This is a genomic window from Micromonospora sp. NPDC048040 (assembly GCF_055587185.1).
On record NZ_JBVJGT010000006.1, the window covers coordinates 78086 to 96521 of the forward strand.

Sequence of the window (18436 nt, forward strand, 5' to 3'; positions counted from 1 at the left end):
GGGCCGGGCGGCACCCCGCGCGGGCTCGATCACATCCCACCGGCGAAACGGGGGCGGGACCACGGTCTCCCGTGGCCCCGCCCCCGTGCTGTGGCTACTTGCCGGCCGGCTTCAGGCAGAGCACCCGGTTCGCCCCGTCGCCGGGGAGCACCACGTGCGGCTGGGCCGGGTCGGCGCACTTGTCCTTCGCGTCCACCTTGGAGACCACGGTGAAGGCACCCGCCTCACCGCAGTTCGCCGCCGCCGCGCCCTCGCCCGACTGCTTGACGCAGCTGCCGACCGCCGGGTCGAAGGCCGGGGCCTCCTCCGTGCCGCCGACCTTGCCGAGCAGCATGAGCAGGCCCAGCGGCACCGCCAGGATCAGCACCGCGGCGACGAGCACCGCGGCGAGCACCCGCCCGTTGCGTACCTTGGGCGTGGGCGCCTCGGTCTTCGGCTCCGCGATGGGCTTGAACGAGTCGAACCGGCCCTGGTCCTGTTCCGGAGCGCCCTGGTCCCAGGAGGACGGGCCGGGCTGCTGCCCGGGCGGCGGGAACGCCGGCGGGAAGGCGTCGCCTGGTGCGGAGTCGGCCATCGGGGCGGGCCCGTAGCCGGGTGCCGCGCCGCCAGCGGCGCCGGCGGCCGGGGCGCCGAAGTGCTCGGCGGGGCGGTCCGCGCCATCGTGCGGCCGGACCCCGTTGACGGGCCGGCCGTTGGCCGGCGCGTCGACGAAGGACGGCACGCCCGGCGGGAAGGCCGGGGGCGCGGCCGGCGACGCGGGCGCGACGGGAGTGGCGGCGCCGAAGGCGGCAGTTCCCTGGTCCCGGTCGTCGAAGCGGGGCTCCGGCCCCTGGTCGAAGCGCGGCTCCGGAGCCCGGTCGAACCGCGTGTCCTGGTCGAACCGGCCGTCGGGACCCTGGTCGAACCGGGCGTCCGGGCCCTGGCCGAATCGCGTGTCCTGGTCGAACCGGGCGTCCGGGCCCTGGCCGAACCGCGCGTCCGGGCCCTGGCCGAATCGCGTGTCCTGGTCGAACCGCGTCTCGGGCCCCTGGTCGAACCGCGGCGGCGGCGCCTGCTCCGGCCGGTGCCCGTGCGGCTCGTCCTGCGCCGGTTCGTCCGCTGGCTCCGGGCGAGCCGGCCGGCCGTACACCCGAGGCTGCGGCGCGGGGGTGCCACCCGACTGCAGGGGCTGGTCGGCCGGCGGCATCACCCGGCTGGCCAGCGGCACCGCGGCGCTCGCCGAGACGCTGCCGGCCGCCCCCTCGGCACCCTCCGGCGAGGTACGCGGAGCGGGCACCACCGGCCCGGCGGTGGACTGCGGCTCCTCGTGCCGGGAGCCGGCCTGCGCCCAGCCCGGCTGCTCCTGCCCGTACGCCGGCACACCGCCCTCCCGGGCGGACTGCTCGGGCGCGAACTGGGCCGGCGGAACGTAGTCGGCCGGCGGGGCGGCGGCCAGGCTGGCGCCGGGCACCCGCTGCTCCTGGGGCGGCAGCGGCACCGCGTTGGCCGGCGAGATGCCGGGGCCCGGAGGGGGCTGGTAGATCGGCGGCTCCTCGGCGCGGTCCGTCTCCCAGCCGTTGCCGGCCCGGTTGGCGGCGGGCTCGCCCGCCCCGGCGCGGCCCCACGCCTCGTCCGCCGACCACGGCTCGACGTCCGGTACGGCCGGGCCGCCGACCCGCTGCGGCAGGCTCTCGGCCGCGGGACCCCACGGCGGCGTCCCGCCGTCGCCGGACGCGGGAACGCCCGCCCGGCCGGGTGGGGTGGAGGTCGGTGCGGAGGTGCCCCAGCCGTTCGGGTCCTCGGGCTGCTGCGGCACCGAGGCCGCGCCTCGGGTCGAGGCCGGCTCGTCCCGGCCCGGCCACTCGTCGCCCTGCTGCTGCCCGGCGGTCCAGCCGCCGGAGCGGGTGGGGTCCTGCGGGGGTTCGGTGTTCCAGCCGCCGGAGCGGGCGGGGTCGTCCTGGGCGGGCCAGGGCTGCGGGGCCGGGGCGGCCTGCGGGACCTGGGCGGCGCCGCGCGCGGCGGGCTCGGGCTGCGCCCACGCCGGGGACGCCTGCTCGTCCTGCGGGACGCCGCCCACCCAGCCACCGGAACGGTTCGGGTCATCCTGCTGGGCGGCCCAGCCGTCCTGCCGGGGCCGGTCGTCGGGGGTGGCGTCGTCGGCCCAGCCGCTGGAGCGGGCCTGGTCGTCCTGCTGTCCGGCCGTCCAGCCGCCGGAGCGGTTCGGGTCGTCCTGCTGCTGCCCGGCGGTCCAGCCGCCGGAGCGGGTGGGGTCCTGCGGGGGCTCGGTGTTCCAGCCGCCGGAGCGGGCGGGGTCGTCCTGGGCGGGCCAGGGCTGCGGGGCCGGGGCGGCCTGCGGGACCTGGGCGGCGCCGCGCGCGGCGGGCTCGGGCTGCGCCCACGCCGGGGAGGGCTGCTCGGCCTGGGCCCAGGCGGGCTGGTCGGGGGCGGCGTGCGGCGGGGCGGCGGCGGCCCATGCGGGACCGGGCTGCTCTCCCGGCGCGCCGGCCCACGCCGGCTGTGGGGACCCGCCGGGGGGTCCCCAGGAGGCGGGCGGGGCGGGGTCGGCCTGCTGCGGAGCCTGGCCGGTGCCCCAGGCGGGGGCCGCCTGCTGCTCGTTCTGGTTGGCCCAGGCGGGAGGGTTCGGCTGCCCGGACGGTGGCGGGGGCGCCCAGCCCAGGTCGGGGGCACCGCCGTAGCCGTTGCCCTGCTGCGCCGGGCGGTCGCCGTACGGCGCCGGTCCGCCGGCGCCCGGCGACACCTCGTCCGGCTGCTGGCCGGGGTGGTGCGTGCCCTCGGACGTCATGCGTGTGCGCCTCCTCCATCACCTGTCGGCCGCCGCTGCCGATCGGTCTGCTCGGCATGGTGGCCGGCGTCGCCGGTGTGCCGACCGTGCCGGCTCCCCGCACCGTATCCGGTGACTGCCCGAGGGCTTCCGGGGAGCACCGGCCGTCACTCCCTGTGGCCGGGCGGTGTCGAGCGGCTTCTATCGACTCGACCTGCTCCCGGTCGGCGGACGACGACCGAAGCCCACCGTACCGGGCGCTGCGGCGAGGTGGAATCCCGGTGTCAATGGGTGTGAAACGCCGATGGCCCGCCCGGGCGGACCGGGCGGGCCATCGATCTGGAGGAGGTGAGGAACGATCTGGGCGTCAGCTCATGTGACGCTGGGCGATGGCGAGGATCTCTTCGCGGACCGCGGGCGAGTTGGCGGAGCGCAGCGCGTGCTCGATGGCACGGGCGCGGCGGTTGGCGTCGCGGCGGTTACGGATTCGCTCGATCATGCTCATGGTGGTCTCTCCTCCTGGCTATTCGGTTGTCAGCCCCTTGATGTCTCTATTGAACCTCAGAACGGCCCCAACTTCCATCGATTATTAGGTGAGCTGGGACACGAGCCGAACAATCGAAGGTCAAACCGCCCCGGGAGCCGATGTTTCTGTATCCCAACGGACACGGCCGGTGTGCCGGGCGTTCACCCGAGGCACACCGGCCGTGGCTGGTGTCGAGACCCGTCAGGTCCAGGCGAGCAGCGCCGCCTCCGGGTCGGCCAGGAAGTCCCCGATGTCACGCAGGAACTTCGAGCCCAACTCGCCGTCGATGATCCGGTGGTCGAACGACAGGCCCAGCGTGGTGACCTGGCGCGGGCGGACCTTGCCCTTGTGCACCCAGGGCATCTCGCGTACGGCGCCGAAGGCCAGGATCGCCGACTCGCCCGGGGGCAGGATCGGCGTGCCCGTGTCCACGCCGAAGACACCCACGTTGGTGATCGTCAGCGTGCCGCCGGACATGTCGGCCGGGGAGGTCTTCCCCGCCTTGGCCGTCTGCACCAGGTCGGTCATCGCGTCCGCCAACTCGCGCAGCGAGAGCCGGCCGGCGTCCTTGATGTTCGGCACGATCAGCCCCCGTTCGGTGGCCGCCGCGATGCCCAGGTTGACGTAGTCCTTGACCACGATCTCGTCGCCGGCCCAGGTCGAGTTGACCATCGGGTGGCGCCTGACCGCCAGCAGCACCGCCTTGGCGACCAGCAGCAGCGGCGAGACCCGCACGTCGCGCCACTCCCGCCGGCCGCGGAGCCGGTCCAGGGCCTTCATCGCCCGGGTCACGTCGACGGTCAGGAACTCCGTCACGTGCGGGGCGGTGAACGCCGAGCGGGACATGTTCTCAGCGGTGAGCTTGCGTACCCCCTTGACCGGGATGCGCTGCTCGCGGTCCGCGCCGAAGCTCGCCGCCGCCGTGGCCGGGGTCGCCACCGTCAGCGGCTCGGCCGCCGCCGGGGTCCCACTCGCCGCCCGCTGCACGTCCTCCCGGGTGATCGAGCCCAGCGGGCCCGAGCCGGTCAGCGCGGACAGGTCGACGCCGAGGTCCTTGGCGAGCTTGCGGACCGGAGGCTTGGCCAGCACCGGGCCGCCGGCCCGGCCGTGGCCGTTCGACGGCGCGATCGGCGCCGGCGCGACCGGAGCGGCCGGAGCCACCGGAGCGGCCGGAGCCACCGGAGCGGCCGGGGCCGGCGGAGCGGCCGGGGCCGCCGCCTGCGCCGGCACCGGGGTGCCGCCCTTGCGCGGGCGCCGCTTGGCGGCCGTGGTCCGCGGGCCGTAGCCCACCAGCACGGCGGTACGCCCACCCGGGGCCGGACCGCCGATCAGGCCCGGCTCGACCGCGCCCTCGGCCGGCGCCACCTCGACCGCGGCCAGCGACGCCGCCGATGGGGCGGGCAGGTCGGCGGCCGGCGCACCGGTCGTCGACGCCTCGATCGGCCCGGCGCCCGGGTCGGTGTCGATCGCGATGATCGGCGTGCCGACCTCGACCGTGGTCCCCTCCGGGTGGAAGATCGCCTGCACCTGGCCGGCCCACTTCGCCGGGATCTCGACGGCCGCCTTGGCCGTCTCCACCTCGACGATCGGCTGGTTCAGCTCGATGACGTCGCCGACCTTGACCAGCCAGGCGAGGATCTCGCCCTCGGTCAGGCCCTCGCCCAGGTCGGGAAGGTTGAACTCCTTGATCCGCGACATGCCGCTCACCAGCCGAAGGTGCGGTCGACGGCGTCGAGCACCCGGTCGAGGTCGGGAAGGTACTCCTCCTCCACCCGCGAGGCCGGGTAGGGAGTGTCGAAGCCCGTCACCCGCAACACCGGGGACTCCAGGGAGTAGAAGCACTCCTCGGTGATCCGGGCCGCGATCTCCGAGCCCAGGCCCAGGTTGCCCGGGGCCTCGTGCACGACCACGCAGCGGCCCGTGCGCTTCACCGACTCGTACGCGGCGGTCAGGTCCAGCGGGGAGATCGTGCGCAGGTCGATGACCTCCAGCTCGCGGCCGTCCTCGGCCGCGGCCGTCGCCGCGTCCAGGCAGGTCCGCACCATCGGCCCGTACGCCAGCAGGGTGGCGTCAGTGCCGGCCCGGGCGACCCGGGCGGAGTGCAGCGGGTACGCCTCGGCCAGCGGGGCGTCCAGCTCGACCGGACCCTTCTCCCAGTAGCGCCGCTTCGGCTCCATGAACACGATCGGGTCGTCCGAGGCGATGGCCTGCTGGATCATCGTGTACGCGTCCTGCGGGCTGGCGCAGCTCACCACCTTGAGGCCGGCGGTGTGGGCGAAGTACGCCTCCGGCGACTCCGAGTGGTGCTCGACCGCGCCGATACCGCCGCCGAAGGGGATCCGGATGACCATCGGGATCTTGACCTTGCCCTGCGAGCGGTAGTGCATCTTCGCCACCTGCGACACGATCTGGTCGTACGCGGGGTAGACGAAGCCGTCGAACTGGATCTCGCAGACCGGGCGGTAGCCGCGGATGGCGAGGCCGACCGCGGTGCCGATGATGCCGGACTCGGCGAGCGGGGTGTCGATCACCCGCTGCTCGCCGAAGTCCTTCTGGAGGCCGTCGGTGATCCGGAAGACGCCGCCGAGCTTGCCGACGTCCTCGCCCATGATGACGACCTTCGGGTCGTTCTCCAGGGCCTTGCGCAGGCCGGTGTTGAGGGCCTTGCCGAGGGTGAGCGTCTCCGTGGCCATCAGTGGGCGCTCCCCTCGAACGACTCCATGTACCTGCTGAACTGCGCCCGCTGCTCGTCGAGCTCGGGGGACCCGGTGGGGTAGACGTGGTCGAACATCGTCACGGGCTCCGGGTTGGGCATGGCGAGCACCCGCTCGCGCAGGTGCACCGACTCGGTGCGGGCCTGCTCGTCGACGTCGGCGAAGAAGTCCGCGTCGGCGATCTGCTGCCGGGTCAGGAACGCCTTCATCCGGGCGATCGGGTCCTTGGCCTGCCAGGCCTCGACCTCGCTGGCGATCCGGTAGCGGGTCGGGTCGTCGGAGGTGGTGTGCGCGCCCATCCGGTAGGTGTAGGCCTCGATCAGGCTGGGGCCCTGGCCGAGCCGGGCGTTGTCCAGCGCGTGCCGGGTGACCGCGTACGACGCGAGCACGTCGTTGCCGTCCACCCGCACCCCGGGGAAGCCGAAGCCGCCCGCCCGCTGGTAGAGCGGGACACGGGTCTGCCGCTCCAGCGGCTCGGAGATGGCGTACTGGTTGTTCTGGCAGAAGAACACCAGGGGGGCGTTGAAGACGCTGGCCCAGACGAACGACTCGTTGACGTCGCCCTGGCTGGTGGCGCCGTCGCCGAAGTAGGCGATCACCGCCTCGCCGTCCTCGGTCCCGGTCTTGCCGTCCATGCTGACGCCCATGGCGTACCCGGTCGCGTGCAGGGTCTGTGCCCCGATCACGATCGTGTACATGTTGAACTTGAACTCGTTCGGGTCCCAGCCGCCCTGGTCGACGCCCCGGAACAGGCCGAGCGGCATGATCGGGTCGATGCCCCGGCAGTAGAGGACGCCGTGCTCCCGGTAGGTCGGGAAGGCCATGTCCTGGGTGCGCAGCGCACGCCCCGAGCCGACCTGCGCGGCCTCCTGGCCCAGCAGGCTCGCCCACAGGCCCAGCTCGCCCTGGCGCTGCAACGCGGTGGCCTCGGCGTCGAGCTTGCGTACCAGCACGAGGTCGCGGTAGAGCCCGCGGTACTCCTCGTCGGTGAAGTCGACGCGGTACTCCGTCCCGTCCGGGCCGGTCGCGCTCTCGATCCGCTCACCCTCCGGGGTGAGCAACTGCACCAGCTGCGGGTCGCCGGTCGCGCCCTTCCTGGAGCGGGGTGCGGCCCGCCGGCCGCGGCTGGAGACCCCGGGGTCGCCCTTTGCCATCCGTCTCTCCCTGTCTGTCTGCGTCGGCACCGGGGGGTCACCCGGCCGCGCAACTCGTGCGCCTGTCCGGCTGGTGCCGGACCGGTTCCTGGCGGCCGCGCCTAGCCCCGGTGGGGGTTGCCGCGCGGCGTGAAGCCGGATTCTTGGCCGAACCCGGTTCGGGAGCGCCGGCGCCCAGCCGCGCCTGCCGCGGGGGTGCGCGGAGGTCGAGGCTGCGTTGCCGTCGTGGTCCATATTCGCATCACACGTGAGCGCGCCCACAGTACGCCCGCCCCGCACCGGGAGGGCGGCCCGCTTCGTTACACGAAGCGCCGGGTGTCCGTTCCATTGGCGCGCGGCCGATCCGGCGATGGTTCGTCACCGTTCGGGCAGATACGCGTGTCGACACGCGGTAGGGGGTTGGCTGACGGTGCGTCACTGGGCAGGCTGATTGGCGGGAGGATGGCCCAGGTCGGGCGGTTTGCCGGTTCCTCTCGGCGATGTGGGTGCCGCCGGGCGGATCGGGTCGGACGCCGTCGCGGTGTCCCGCTGATCGTCGGGCCGGCGAACGGTCGCGAAGCCGACGGTCGTCCAGCAGGTCGTCGTGGGTGCCGGAGTCGACGATGCGGCCGTGGTCGCGGGCGGAGTGGGGCGGCCGCTGGCCCGGTCGGCGGGAGGCCAACGAGGAGGAGTGCGCGGTGTCCGATCCAGTCGAAGGCCCCGGTGCCCCGTTCCTCGGTCGGCACCGTGCGGCCGGTGGCTACCGCCGACTGGTGGGCGCCCACCGGGCGCCCGGGTCCGGCGGGCCGCCCCGGGGCTACCTGTTCACCGTGGCGCTGCTCGCCGGCACCGCGTCGATGCCGATCCTCGCCGCGATCAGCACCGGCTCCGCCACGGTCGGCAGCAGCGCCCTGCCCGACAGCGGCACCCCGTTCCTGCCCACGCCCTCCGTGGGCCCGGTGGTGATCCCGGTGCCGGCGACGAACCAGCCGGCGGTCGCGTCCCCCGCGGTGGCGACCCCGAGCACCTGGCGGCCCGCCGCGCCGGCCCCGCGTACGCCGGTCGTGGCGGCGCCGGGCCCGGGGTCGGTGGTGCGGCCCGCGCCCCCGCCCGCGGTGGTCCCGTCGCGCCCGCCGGGCGGCCGGCCGGTTCCGCTGCCCTCACCGAGCCCGTCCCCTTCCCCGTCCACGTCGCCCTCGCCCGAGCCGACCCTCTCGCCGAGTCCGTCCTCGGTGATCACGGCGACCGGCTCGCCGACCCCGGGACCGTCGACGGCGCCCACGAGCACGGGCTCGCCGCCGCCCACCGACCCCACGCCGACCCCCGGTCCCACGCCGACCTCGTCCCCGACCGGCGTGGCTTCCCGCCTTACGGTCGAGCCCGCCGGAGTGCGGGCCGGCGCCGGGCGGCCACGGGTACGGTGACGGCCGACGGCAGGTGAGCCGCCCGACGGCGCAGCGCGGGTCGGGCCGCCGGTGGGTGGACGGGGTGGCTCCGGGCGCGGCCCGGGGCGGAGCAGAGGCGGAGCGCTGAGCGGAGCGGACGGCACGGGCGCAGGGCCCTCGACCCGCCCGGACGCCGTGCCGCGTCCCGGCCCCACACTGCGGCTCGCCCGGCTCGTCACCGAGCTGACCGCGCCCGCGGTGCTGGTCTCCCTACTGACCGTGGCGGTCGGCTGGCACAGCACCCGGGGCGCGCACGGGCTGGCCTGGGGGCTGCTCGCCACGCTCTTCGTCAGCGGCATCCCGTTCGCGTACATCGTCGGCGGGGTGCGCCGGGGCCGGTTCACCGACCACCACGTGGGCGTCCGCGAGCAGCGCCGCGTCCCGCTGCTGTTCGGCCTCTGCTCGGTCGCTGCCGGCCTGGCCCTGCTCGCGGTCCTCGGCGCGCCCCGTCCGGTGCTGGCCCTGGCCGCCGCCGGGCTGCTCGGCCTGGTGGTCGCCGTGGCCGTCAGTCACTGGTGGAAGATGTCGATCCACTCGGCGGTGGCCGCCGGCACGGTGGTGGTGCTGGTGCTGACGTTCGGCGCCGCGCTGCTGGCGACCGCGCCGCTGCTCGCGCTCGTCGGCTGGTCCCGGGTCCGCCTGCGCGACCACACCGTGCCCCAGGTGGTCGCGGGAGCCCTGCTCGGCGCTCTGATCGCGGGCGTCGTCTTCGCGCCCCTCCGCTGACCCGTCCTCCGCCCACCGCCCGGCCCCCACCCGGCCGTCCGCCACGAGGTCGGTGGCGGGGTGGATCGTCCCGACCGCCGCCGACCTCACGATCAACGCGGACTTTGCGCGGAATCGGTCAGGCGCCCTCGTCGGCCAGGCGGTGGCGGTTGGCCTCGATCCAGGCGTCCAGGGCGGCCGGGTCGTCCGGGTCGACGCCGTCGGCCATCAACTGCGCCACGGCGGCGGTGGCGGGGCTGCGCCGCTCACCCGTGCTGTAGAGGCGGGCGAACTCCGGCACCATCTCCTCGATCGCCGTGTCGGTCTGCGCCGCCGCCCGCTCCGGCAGACCGCGCTTGCGGGCGGCATACGCGGCCCAGCCGCGCAGCACCCGGGGCAGCAGGGCGGCGTCGTCCATGTCCAGCACCGCCCGCCGGTGCACCCAGTCCAGCAGGAACAGCCCGGACACGGTCGGGCTCCACCGCATCGGGTCGGCGTCCGGGAAGCTGGCCGCGTGGTCCAGCAGCAGGCTGAGGCAGAAGTGCAGCGAGGCCAGCTCCGCCCCGTCGACGGCGTCCAGGCCGAACCGGGCCGCCTCCGGCGAGGCGAGGAACCGGCGGACCAACTCCGTACGCTCGGCGGCGGAGAGCGGCTCGACGGCGGGCGCGGGCACGGCGCGGATGGGGTGGGGCAACCGCGCCAGCCGGGCGCCGAGCAGGGCGCGGTCGGTGGCCAGCGAGCCCTCCCCGGGCAGCTCGCTCAGGCCGTCGGTGATCGTCAGGTGCCGGCCCACCTCGGCGTGCATCCGGGCCGGCTCCTCGTCGCGGAACCAGGTCAGCTCGTCCCCGGCGCACATCTGCCGCACCTGGTCGAGGATCCGGTCGGGCGGCCCGCCGACGAAGACGTCCTTGGTGATGCCGATGTTGTGGTCGAGCAGCGTCACCACCGCGTGCGCCGGCCCGCCGGCCGGGTCGTCGTACGCGAAGGTCGCCAGGTAGGAGGTCTGGTCGCCGTACACGTCGCCGTAGGACCAGCAGCCGGTGAGGTGGACCCGGCCGAGGTGGGCGGCCCAGGCGGGGGTGGCGGCGCCGGGGCGGACCCGGGCGGCACCCTCGGCGTCGGGCACCAGCGCGGCGAAGACCGAGCGGACGGTGGTCGCGGCGGCCGAGCGGCGACGGGAGGTGGCGGCCAGGAAGCCGGCCACGAACTCCCGCACCGCGCTGTCGCGGTCGGTCTCCGCGACCGCGTAGACGCTGCCGAGCAGGGCCGCGCCGAGCATCTCCGCGTCGAGGGCGTTCTCCAGCTTGGCCACGTCGCGGGCGGCGTGCAGCACCGCGTCGTACGGGGTCTGAGGCGTTCCCATCCACCGACCCTACGCTGCCGCCCGGCTCCGGACGGCACGAGCGACCCGAGCATCGCCCGCGTCGTGGACACCCACCACCGCCGACCTGCGGCTGCCGCCGACGTGTGCCCGGGTCAGCGGCCGGCGGCGTCCCGCAGGGCGGCCCGGGCCTCGGCGTAGGAGGCGAGCACCGCCCGCACCGGGGCCAGCACCTGCTCCTCGCCGACCGTCGTCACCCGCTCGGTGAGCCGGTGCTCGGCGCGGCGGCGGGCACGGCGGGCCGCCCACCGGACGGCCGGCCTGGTCAGGGCCGCCACCAGCAGCCCGGCGAGCAGGCCGCCGAGGAACAGCAGGGTGGGCAGCGGCACCTCGCCGACGGTCGGGTCGGCCAACTCCGGCAGGCCCAGCGCGCGCAGCCCGTAGCCGAGCGCCAGCCAGGCGAGCCCGGCCAGCGCGGCCAGGGTCACCAGCCACTGGAGGCCGCCGACGATCCGCCACCAGAGCGGCCGCCGGTCCATGCCGAGGTCGGTGCCGGCGACCGCGCGGTCCAGCGCGTCCGGCAGGTCGCCGAGGCGGGACCGGGCGGCGGCGGTCACCGCGGCGGGCCAGGAGGCGGGCAGTTCCGCCCCGGCCCGGTCGGCCACGGACCGGATCGCCAGCCCGAGCGCGGAGCGTTGCGCGGCGGTGGGGTCGGGCACCGAGGTCGCGGCGACCAGGCTCTCCGCCGGCTCGTCGCGCTCGCCGGCCGGGCCGGCCAGGTGCAGCCGGCGCAGCGGGTCGGGCCGCAGCCGCCGCCAGCCCCGGACCAGCGGCCAGCCGGTGGCGGCGGCGCCCCGGTGCCGGTACGCCTGCTCGACCGCCTCGGCGACCGTCGGCACCCCGGCGGCGCCGGCCAGCGCCCGGTGCAGCGCGGCGACGGCGGCGTCGTCCGGCCCGGCGGCCGGCGACCCGCCCCCGACCAGCTCGTCGAGCCCGGCCACCACCGTGTCCACGTCACCCTGGAGCCGGCGCAGCGCGGCCTGCCGCCCGGCCACCGTCCGTTCCAGCGCCTCCCGGAGCCCGACCATGCCCGCCGGTTCCACGGCGATGGTGGCCTGCAGCGGGACGCCGGCCAGGCCGTCCGCGTCGAGCAGGCGGCGCAGGTCGGCCAGCACCCGGGGCAGCTCGGCCGGGGGCAGCCGGTCGGCCTGGTTGAGCACGACCAGCGTGACGTCCCTGTGCCGGTGGAACTCGCGCAGGTAGCTGGTGTGGATGACGCGGTCGGCGTACTTCTGCGGGTCGACCACCCAGACCACGAGGTCGACCAGGCCGAGCAGGCGGTCCACCTCCAGCCGGTGGGACCGCTGCACCGAGTCGAAGTCGGGCAGGTCGAGCAGGATCAGCCCGTGCAGGGCGGACTCGTCGTCGCCGTCGAGCACGCTCTCCCGGACGAACCGGTGCCGGGGCAGCACGCCGACCCAGTCGAGCAGCCGGTTGCCGCCGTCGAGCGGCCCCCAGACGCAGGCGTGCGTGACGCCGGTGGTGGGGCGGCGCACCCCGACCGGGGAGAGCTCCATCCGGGCGAGCGCGTTGAACAGGCTGGACTTGCCGCTGCCGGTCGCGCCGGCGAGGGCCACCACGGTGTGGTCGCGGGAGAGCGCCAGCCGGGTGCCGGCCCGCTCGACCAGGGTGTGCGCCGGCACGAGTCGCGAATCCGGCAGGTGGCCGTCGACGACCGCGAGGAACCGGCGTACGGCGTCGAGGCGGGCGATCAGCGCGTCGGCGTCCACCTGTCGGTCACCACGGAGCGCCTCGCGCATCCGCCCGACGATGTTCGTCATGATCCTCCGCCCTCGGTGCCGGGGAGGCGCGCGGCGTCCGCGTCGGCGAGGCCGCTGCGGTGCCGGGCCATCTCCACCCCGTTGCCGGCCCGGCGCAGGGCCTCCGCGGTGTCCGCGGCGGGCCGGGCCTCCGTCGTCCGGGCCAGGTAGCGGGCGGCCTCGTCGTCCAGCAGGGCCCGCACCCGCTCCAGCAGGTCGGCCCGGGCCTTGGCGGCGAGCGTACGCACGGCCTGGTCGCCGAAGACCGCCTGGAGCACGGTCTGCGCGGCGACCGTGGTGCCGGCCCCGGTGGCGACCTCCAGCCCGGTCGGGATGAACGCGGTCGAGGCGAACACGGCGATCATCACGGCGAGCCCGGTGGCGTTGACGGCGTACGCGGCCGTGCGGGCCACGAAGCGCCGGTCGCCGCCCTCGACCCGCACCAGCTCCAGCACGCCGCGCTGCCACTCCCGGACCAGGCGCTCGGCTCGTTCGGGCAGGTCGCCGGCGGGGTGGGCGAGCCCCGGTTCGAGCAGCGCCGCCCCGGCGGGATGCGCCTTCCACCCGGTGTACGCGTTCTCCGCCGCCTCGGCGGCGACGCCGCGCAGCAGGGTCACCAGCTGGGACTCGATCGCCTCGCGCAGCTCGGAGGCGGGCGCGGGACGGCCGGTGACGGCGGCCACCATCCGGTCGCGGAGCCGCCCGATCCGGGCCTCCAGCGTGCGGAAGAACTCCCCGGTGCCGACGAACTCCTGCCAGCGGGCGAGCACCTCGCCACGGAGCAGCCGACCGTCCTTCAGCCCCTGCTCGACGGTCCGGTGCGCCCCCCGGTACGCCGCCCGCACCCGCTCGTCGAGCGCGTCGGCGGCGGTCACCTGCTCGTCGGCGGCGTCGGCGAGACCCTCGACCGCCGGGCGCAGCGCGGCGAGTGCGCCGTCGAGGGTCTGCCGGACCACGGCCGCCCGGACGTCGGCGTCGGCGGCCAGCCGGGCGAACCAGGCGGAGAGCGGCGCGGTCACCCGGTCGGGCAGCAGGCCCTGCCCGTCGACCCAGGTCTCCGGCAGCACGAACAGCGGGGCCGCGCCGAGATCCTGCGCGGCGAGCATCTCCGACAGGTGGGCGGCGATCTCGTCGGCCGCCTCCGGGGGCACCCGGTCCAGCACCATGGCGATCACCGCGCCCCGGGCCCGGGCGCCGCGCAGCAGCTCCCAGGGGACCGCGTCGGCGTAGCGGGCGGCGGTGGTGACGAAGAGCCAGAGGTCGGCGGCGGCCAGGAGCTGGCCGGCCAGGGCCCGGTTGGCGTCGACCACCGAGTCGATGTCGGGGGCGTCGAGGAAGGCCAACCCGGGCGGCAGGGCGGGGGCGGTGACCAGTTGCAGGGTGTGCGGGTCCTCGCTGGGCTCGTTGGTGCGGGTGAGGCCGGGCAGCAGCTCGCCCTGACGGAACCAGCCGGAGTCGGCCGGGCTGCACACCAGCACCGGGGAGCGGGTGGTGGGCCGGAGCACCCCGGCCGCGCTCACCCGCGCCTGCACAAGGCTGTTGACGAGGGTGGACTTGCCCGCGCCGGTGGACCCGCCGACCACCACGAGCAGCGGCGCGTCGAGCCGGCGCAGCCGGGGCAGCAGGTAGTCGTCGAGTTGGTCGGTGAGGCTCCCGGCGGCCCGTCGGGCGGGCTCGGCGGAGGGCAGCGCCAGCGGGAACCGGGCCGCCCCGATCGCGGCGCGCAGGCCGGCCAGCGCGGCGGGCAGGCTGTCGTCCCCGGTGGTGGCGGGCCGGTCCTCCCCGGCGTCCGCGGAGCCGGTGCGGGCTGCGACGGTGGGCGCGTCGGCCTGGGTGGCGGAGTCGCCGTGCGTCGTCACCGCTAAAGCGTGCCCGACCGACGCAAGCGAAGACAACCGGCCGGTAGTACCCGTGACTTGCGTCGGGTCGGCTCAACCTCGACTTGACGATTTCCGGGGGCGTGGCACTATTGAGTCAAGTTCACTCAACTTGTGGTGGGGTCGCTGCGGGCGACGCCCGCCACGCAGCTCAGGGCGGTGCCCACGAGCGCTCACAACGTCACGAAGCGAGGAAGCGAAGATGGCACGTGCGGTCGGTATCGACCTCGGCACGACGAACTCCTGCGTCAGCGTCCTGGAGGGCGGTGAGCCCACCGTCATCGCCAACGCTGAGGGCTCGCGGACGACCCCGTCGATCGTCGCGTTCGCCCGCAACGGCGAGGTGCTCGTCGGTGAGGTCGCCAAGCGCCAGGCGGTGACCAACCCGGACCGGACGATCCGCTCGGTCAAGCGGGAGGTCGGCACCAACTGGTCCGTCGACATCGACGGCAAGAAGTACACCCCGCAGGAGATCTCGGCCCGCACGCTGATGAAGCTCAAGCGGGACGCCGAGGCGTACCTGGGCGAGCAGATCACCGACGCGGTGATCACCGTCCCGGCCTACTTCAACGACAGCCAGCGCCAGGCCACCAAGGAGGCCGGCGAGATCGCCGGCTTCAACGTGCTGCGGATCGTGAACGAGCCGACCGCGGCGGCCCTGGCGTACGGGCTGGACAAGGGCTCCAAGGAGCAGACCGTCCTGGTCTTCGACCTCGGCGGCGGCACCTTCGACGTGTCGCTGCTCGAGCTGGCCGAGGGCGTCATCGAGGTCAAGTCGACCAGCGGTGACAACGACCTCGGTGGTGACGACTGGGACCAGCGCATCATCGACCACCTGGTGAAGACCTTCCGGGGCGAGCACGGCATCGACCTGGCCCAGGACAAGATGGCCCTGCAGCGGCTCCGCGAGGCGGCCGAGAAGGCCAAGATCGAGCTGTCCGCCGCCACCACCACCAACATCAACCTGCCGTACATCACGGCCGGCGCGGCGGGCCCGCTGCACCTGGACGTGACGCTCAGCCGGGCCGAGTTCCAGCGGATGACGCAGGACCTGCTGGACCGCTGCAAGGGCCCGTTCGAGCAGGCCGTGAAGGACGCCGGCATCAAGGTCTCCGACGTCGAGCACGTCATCCTGGTCGGCGGCTCGACCCGCATGCCGGCCGTGACCGACCTGGTCAAGCAGCTCACCGGCAAGGAGCCCAACAAGGGCGTCAACCCGGACGAGGTCGTCGCCGTCGGCGCCGCCCTGCAGGCCGGTGTGCTCAAGGGCGAGGTCAAGGACGTCCTGCTGCTCGACGTGACCCCGCTGAGCCTGGGCATCGAGACCAAGGGCGGCATCTTCACCAAGCTGATCGAGCGCAACACCACCATCCCGACCAAGCGCTCCGAGGTCTTCACCACGGCGGACGACAACCAGCCGTCGGTGCTGATCCAGGTGTTCCAGGGCGAGCGGGAGATCGCGGCCTACAACAAGAAGCTCGGCACCTTCGAGCTGACCGGCCTCCCGCCGGCGCCGCGCGGCGTGCCGCAGATCGAGGTCACCTTCGACATCGACGCCAACGGCATCGTCAACGTCCACGCCAAGGACCTCGGCACCGGCAAGGAGCAGAAGATGACGATCACCGGCGGCTCCTCGCTGCCGAAGGACGACATCGAGCGCATGCGCCGCGACGCCGAGGAGCACGCCGAGGACGACAAGCGTCGCCGCGACGAGGCCGAGACCCGCAACCTGGCCGAGGCGCTCCAGTGGCAGACCGAGAAGTTCCTGGCCGAGAGCGGCGACAAGCTGCCGTCGGAGTCCCGTGACCAGATCAACGAGGCGCTCGGCGAGCTGCGCGGCGCCCTCGGTGGTCAGGACATCGAGAAGATCAAGTCGGCGCACGAGCGGCTGGCGCAGGTCTCCCAGCAGGCCGGTTCGCTGCTCTACAGCCAGCAGGGCGAGCAGCCGGGCGAGGCCGGTCCGGGTGCCGCGGGTGCGGCGGGCGCCGGGGCGACCGGTGGCGCGCAGGCCGGCGGCGCGGACGACGTGGTCGACGCGGAGATCGTGGACGAGGACAAGAAGTGACGGTCCGTCCCGGACACGGCACCACGGCAGAGGATGAGGTAACCCCATGACGGAGAAGCCACGAGCCGCCGACCCGGGTGCGACCGGGTCGACGCCGGGTGGCTCCGCGCCCGCCGAGCAGGCCGGCGACGGGCCGCGGGTCGTCATCCGCAACAACCGCAAGATCAGCGAGACCAGCGAGCCGGCCGCGACCGCCGCCGACGCCGGGTCGGACGCCCCGGCCGAGGGGCTGGTCGAGGAGGCCGAGGTCGTGGTCGACGAGATCGAGGTCGAGGCGGCCGAGGTGGCCGGCCCGCCGGTGGTGGACGCCCCGGCACAGCCGGCCGACGGCGGCGGGACGGCGCTCGGCGCCGAACTGGAGGCGCTGCGTAAGGACCTCGACGAGCGGACCCGGGACCTGCAGCGGGTGACGGCGGAGTACGCCAACTACCGCAAGCGGGTGGACCGGGACAAGGGTCTGGTCACCGAGCAGGCGACCGGGGCGATGCTCGCCGCGCTGCTGCCGATCCTCGACGACCTGGACCGGGCCCGCGAGCACGGCGATCTGGTCGGGCCGTTCGGCACGATGGCCGAGCAGCTCACGGCGGCGCTCGGCAAGTTCGGGCTGACGGCGTTCGGCGAGCAGGGCGACCCGTTCGACCCGACCCGGCACGAGGCGGTGGCCCACCAGACCTCGGCCGACGTCACCGAGCCGACCTGCGTGCAGGTGATGCGTCGGGGCTACCAGGTCGGGGAGCGGCTGCTGCGGCCCGCCATGGTCGCGGTCGCCGACCCGGAGTAGTGCGCAACGACGACCGGATCGTCCCGCCCACCCCGAACGGGTGGGCGGGACGGTCGGTCCCCAGGTAGGGAGGGGGTGGACCGGTGAGTTCCAAGGACTGGATCGAGAAGGACTTCTACGCCGTGCTGGGCGTGGACAAGGCCGCCTCCGGCGACGACATCAAGAAGGCGTACCGGAAGCTGGCGCGGGATTCGCACCCGGACCACAACCCCGGTGACCCGAAGGCCGAGGAGCGTTTCAAGGCCGCCTCCGAGGCGTACGCGGTGCTCGGCGACGACGCCAAGCGCCGCGAGTACGACGAGCTGCGCTCGCTGTTCGGCTCGGGCGCGTTCCGGCGCAACGCCCGTGGCGCCGGCCAGCCCGGCGGCATGCCGTTCGACGTCTCCGACCTGTTCGGGGGCGCGGCCGGTGGGGGTGGCGACCGCCGCTTCGGCGGGGCCGGCTTCCAGGACCTGTTCAGTTCGATCTTCTCCGGCGGCGCCGCTGGTCCCGGCGGCGGGCCGGCGACCCGTGGCCCGGCGCGGGGGCGGGACGTCGAGGCCGAGGTGGCCCTCGACTTCGACGACGCCGTACGCGGGGTGACCGTCCCGTTGACGCTGCGCGCGCCGGGTGTCTGCGACACCTGCCACGGCAACGGGGCCAAGCCCGGCACCCAGCCGCGCACCTGCCCGGTGTGCCATGGAGCCGGGGTGACCACCCGCAACCAGGGGTCGTTCAGCTTCTCCGAGCCGTGCCGCAACTGCCAGGGCGTGGGCACGATCGTGGAGGAGAAGTGTCCGGAGTGCCAGGGCACCGGCGGGGTCACCAAGACCCGCACGCTGAACGTCCGCTTCCCGGCCGGGGTGGCCGACGGCCAGAAGATCCGGCTGGCGGGGCGGGGCGAGCCCGGCCCGCGGGGCGGCCCGGCCGGCGACCTCTTCGTACACGTCAAGGTGCGACCGGACGAGCTGTTCGGGCGTACGGGCGACGACCTCACGCTGACCGTGCCGATCACGTTCGCGGAGGCCGTGCTCGGCACGGACCTGCGGGTGCCCACCCTCGACGGCGCGGTGACCCTGCGGGTGCCACCGGGCACGCCGAGCGGCCGGATCCTGCGGGCCCGCGGCAAGGGGGTGGTCCGCCGTGACGGGCAGGCGGGTGACCTGCTGGTGACCCTCGACGTGGTGGTGCCCGCGCGGGTGTCCGACGAGGCGCGTACGGCGTTGGAGAGCTTCGCCGCGCAGACCCCGCCGGCCGCCCGGGAACATCTCGACGCGCGGGTGCGTCGATTCAGTTGACCCGGTGTTCA

General features: G+C 75.1%; 13 protein-coding genes. 4 read left to right on the forward strand and 9 right to left on the reverse strand.

Going from position 1 to position 18436, the window contains the following annotated elements; genetic code table 11:
* Nucleotides 1-94: 94 nt before the first annotated feature.
* The 6 genes from ACZ6O2_RS09610 to ACZ6O2_RS09635 form a co-directional block, all read right to left on the reverse strand.
* Nucleotides 95-2782 carry an LppU/SCO3897 family protein gene (locus ACZ6O2_RS09610; RefSeq protein ID WP_466022561.1) on the reverse strand — a complete coding sequence of 896 codons (2688 nt, stop codon included), beginning with the start codon at nt 2780-2782 and terminating at the stop codon, nt 95-97.
* A 346-nt stretch (nt 2783-3128) separates the two neighbouring features.
* Nucleotides 3129-3266, reverse strand: coding sequence for a hypothetical protein (locus ACZ6O2_RS09615; RefSeq protein ID WP_165947779.1), 138 nt, complete (start codon nt 3264-3266; stop codon nt 3129-3131).
* A 222-nt stretch (nt 3267-3488) separates the two neighbouring features.
* Nucleotides 3489-4985, reverse strand: a complete 1497-nt coding sequence (locus tag ACZ6O2_RS09620; protein ID WP_466022654.1) for a dihydrolipoamide acetyltransferase family protein — start codon at nt 4983-4985, stop codon at nt 3489-3491.
* 5 nt (nt 4986-4990) lie between these two features.
* Nucleotides 4991-5980: an alpha-ketoacid dehydrogenase subunit beta gene (locus tag ACZ6O2_RS09625; protein ID WP_350702254.1), complete on the reverse strand. Its 990-nt coding sequence runs from the start codon at nt 5978-5980 to the stop codon at nt 4991-4993.
* Nucleotides 5980-7155 (reverse strand): pyruvate dehydrogenase (acetyl-transferring) E1 component subunit alpha, encoded by a 1176-nt coding sequence (gene pdhA / locus ACZ6O2_RS09630; protein WP_350702252.1) that lies wholly within the window; start codon nt 7153-7155, stop codon nt 5980-5982. Before pdhA ends, ACZ6O2_RS09625 begins: the two co-directional genes overlap by 1 nt.
* Before the next feature lie 796 nt (nt 7156-7951).
* Nucleotides 7952-8467, reverse strand: coding sequence for a hypothetical protein (locus ACZ6O2_RS09635; protein ID WP_466022562.1), 516 nt, complete (start codon nt 8465-8467; stop codon nt 7952-7954).
* Between the two features lie 247 nt (nt 8468-8714).
* On the opposite strand from ACZ6O2_RS09635, the gene ACZ6O2_RS09640 reads away from it, so the two are divergent.
* The gene (locus ACZ6O2_RS09640) at nt 8715-9305 is read left to right on the forward strand and encodes a phosphatase PAP2 family protein (RefSeq protein WP_466022563.1); all 591 of its coding nucleotides are present in this window, start codon (nt 8715-8717) and stop codon (nt 9303-9305) included.
* A gap of 118 nt (nt 9306-9423) precedes the next feature.
* Here ACZ6O2_RS09640 and ACZ6O2_RS09645 read toward each other — a convergent pair whose 3' ends face one another.
* The 3 genes from ACZ6O2_RS09645 to ACZ6O2_RS09655 form a co-directional block, all read right to left on the reverse strand.
* The gene (locus ACZ6O2_RS09645) at nt 9424-10647 is read right to left on the reverse strand and encodes a hypothetical protein (RefSeq protein WP_466022564.1); all 1224 of its coding nucleotides are present in this window, start codon (nt 10645-10647) and stop codon (nt 9424-9426) included.
* A gap of 113 nt (nt 10648-10760) precedes the next feature.
* On the reverse strand, nt 10761-12446 hold the full coding sequence (locus ACZ6O2_RS09650) for a GTPase (protein ID WP_466022565.1): 1686 nt from the start codon (nt 12444-12446) through the stop codon (nt 10761-10763).
* The gene (locus tag ACZ6O2_RS09655; protein WP_466022566.1) at nt 12443-14284 is read right to left on the reverse strand and encodes an ABC transporter; all 1842 of its coding nucleotides are present in this window, start codon (nt 14282-14284) and stop codon (nt 12443-12445) included. The genes ACZ6O2_RS09650 and ACZ6O2_RS09655 overlap by 4 nt, the downstream gene beginning before the upstream one ends.
* Nucleotides 14285-14504: 220 nt before the next feature.
* On the opposite strand from ACZ6O2_RS09655, the gene dnaK reads away from it, so the two are divergent.
* From dnaK to dnaJ, 3 genes are all read left to right on the forward strand, one after another.
* Nucleotides 14505-16367 carry a molecular chaperone DnaK gene (dnaK, locus tag ACZ6O2_RS09660; RefSeq protein WP_350702240.1) on the forward strand — a complete coding sequence of 621 codons (1863 nt, stop codon included), beginning with the start codon at nt 14505-14507 and terminating at the stop codon, nt 16365-16367.
* 46 nt (nt 16368-16413) lie between these two features.
* Nucleotides 16414-17148, forward strand: a complete 735-nt coding sequence (gene grpE / locus ACZ6O2_RS09665) for a nucleotide exchange factor GrpE (protein WP_466022567.1) — start codon at nt 16414-16416, stop codon at nt 17146-17148.
* Nucleotides 17149-17231: 83 nt separating this feature from the next.
* A complete protein-coding gene (gene dnaJ, locus ACZ6O2_RS09670; protein WP_466022568.1) occupies nt 17232-18425 on the forward strand; it encodes a molecular chaperone DnaJ in 1194 nt (397 codons plus the stop codon).
* Nucleotides 18426-18436: the final 11 nt, after the last annotated feature.

Excerpts from the sequence above, each read along its gene's own strand:
- dnaK (WP_350702240.1), top strand. The coding sequence starts at position 14,505 with ATGGCACGTGCGGTCGGTATCGACCTCGGCACGACGAACTCCTGCGTC.
- pdhA (WP_350702252.1), bottom strand. The coding sequence starts at position 7,155 with ATGGCAAAGGGCGACCCCGGGGTCTCCAGCCGCGGCCGGCGGGCCGCA.
- ACZ6O2_RS09615 (WP_165947779.1), bottom strand. The coding sequence starts at position 3,266 with ATGAGCATGATCGAGCGAATCCGTAACCGCCGCGACGCCAACCGCCGC.
- ACZ6O2_RS09610 (WP_466022561.1), bottom strand. The coding sequence starts at position 2,782 with ATGACGTCCGAGGGCACGCACCACCCCGGCCAGCAGCCGGACGAGGTG.
- grpE (WP_466022567.1), top strand. The coding sequence starts at position 16,414 with ATGACGGAGAAGCCACGAGCCGCCGACCCGGGTGCGACCGGGTCGACG.
- ACZ6O2_RS09625 (WP_350702254.1), bottom strand. The coding sequence starts at position 5,980 with ATGGCCACGGAGACGCTCACCCTCGGCAAGGCCCTCAACACCGGCCTG.
- ACZ6O2_RS09645 (WP_466022564.1), bottom strand. The coding sequence starts at position 10,647 with ATGGGAACGCCTCAGACCCCGTACGACGCGGTGCTGCACGCCGCCCGC.
- ACZ6O2_RS09650 (WP_466022565.1), bottom strand. The coding sequence starts at position 12,446 with ATGACGAACATCGTCGGGCGGATGCGCGAGGCGCTCCGTGGTGACCGA.
- ACZ6O2_RS09620 (WP_466022654.1), bottom strand. The coding sequence starts at position 4,985 with ATGTCGCGGATCAAGGAGTTCAACCTTCCCGACCTGGGCGAGGGCCTG.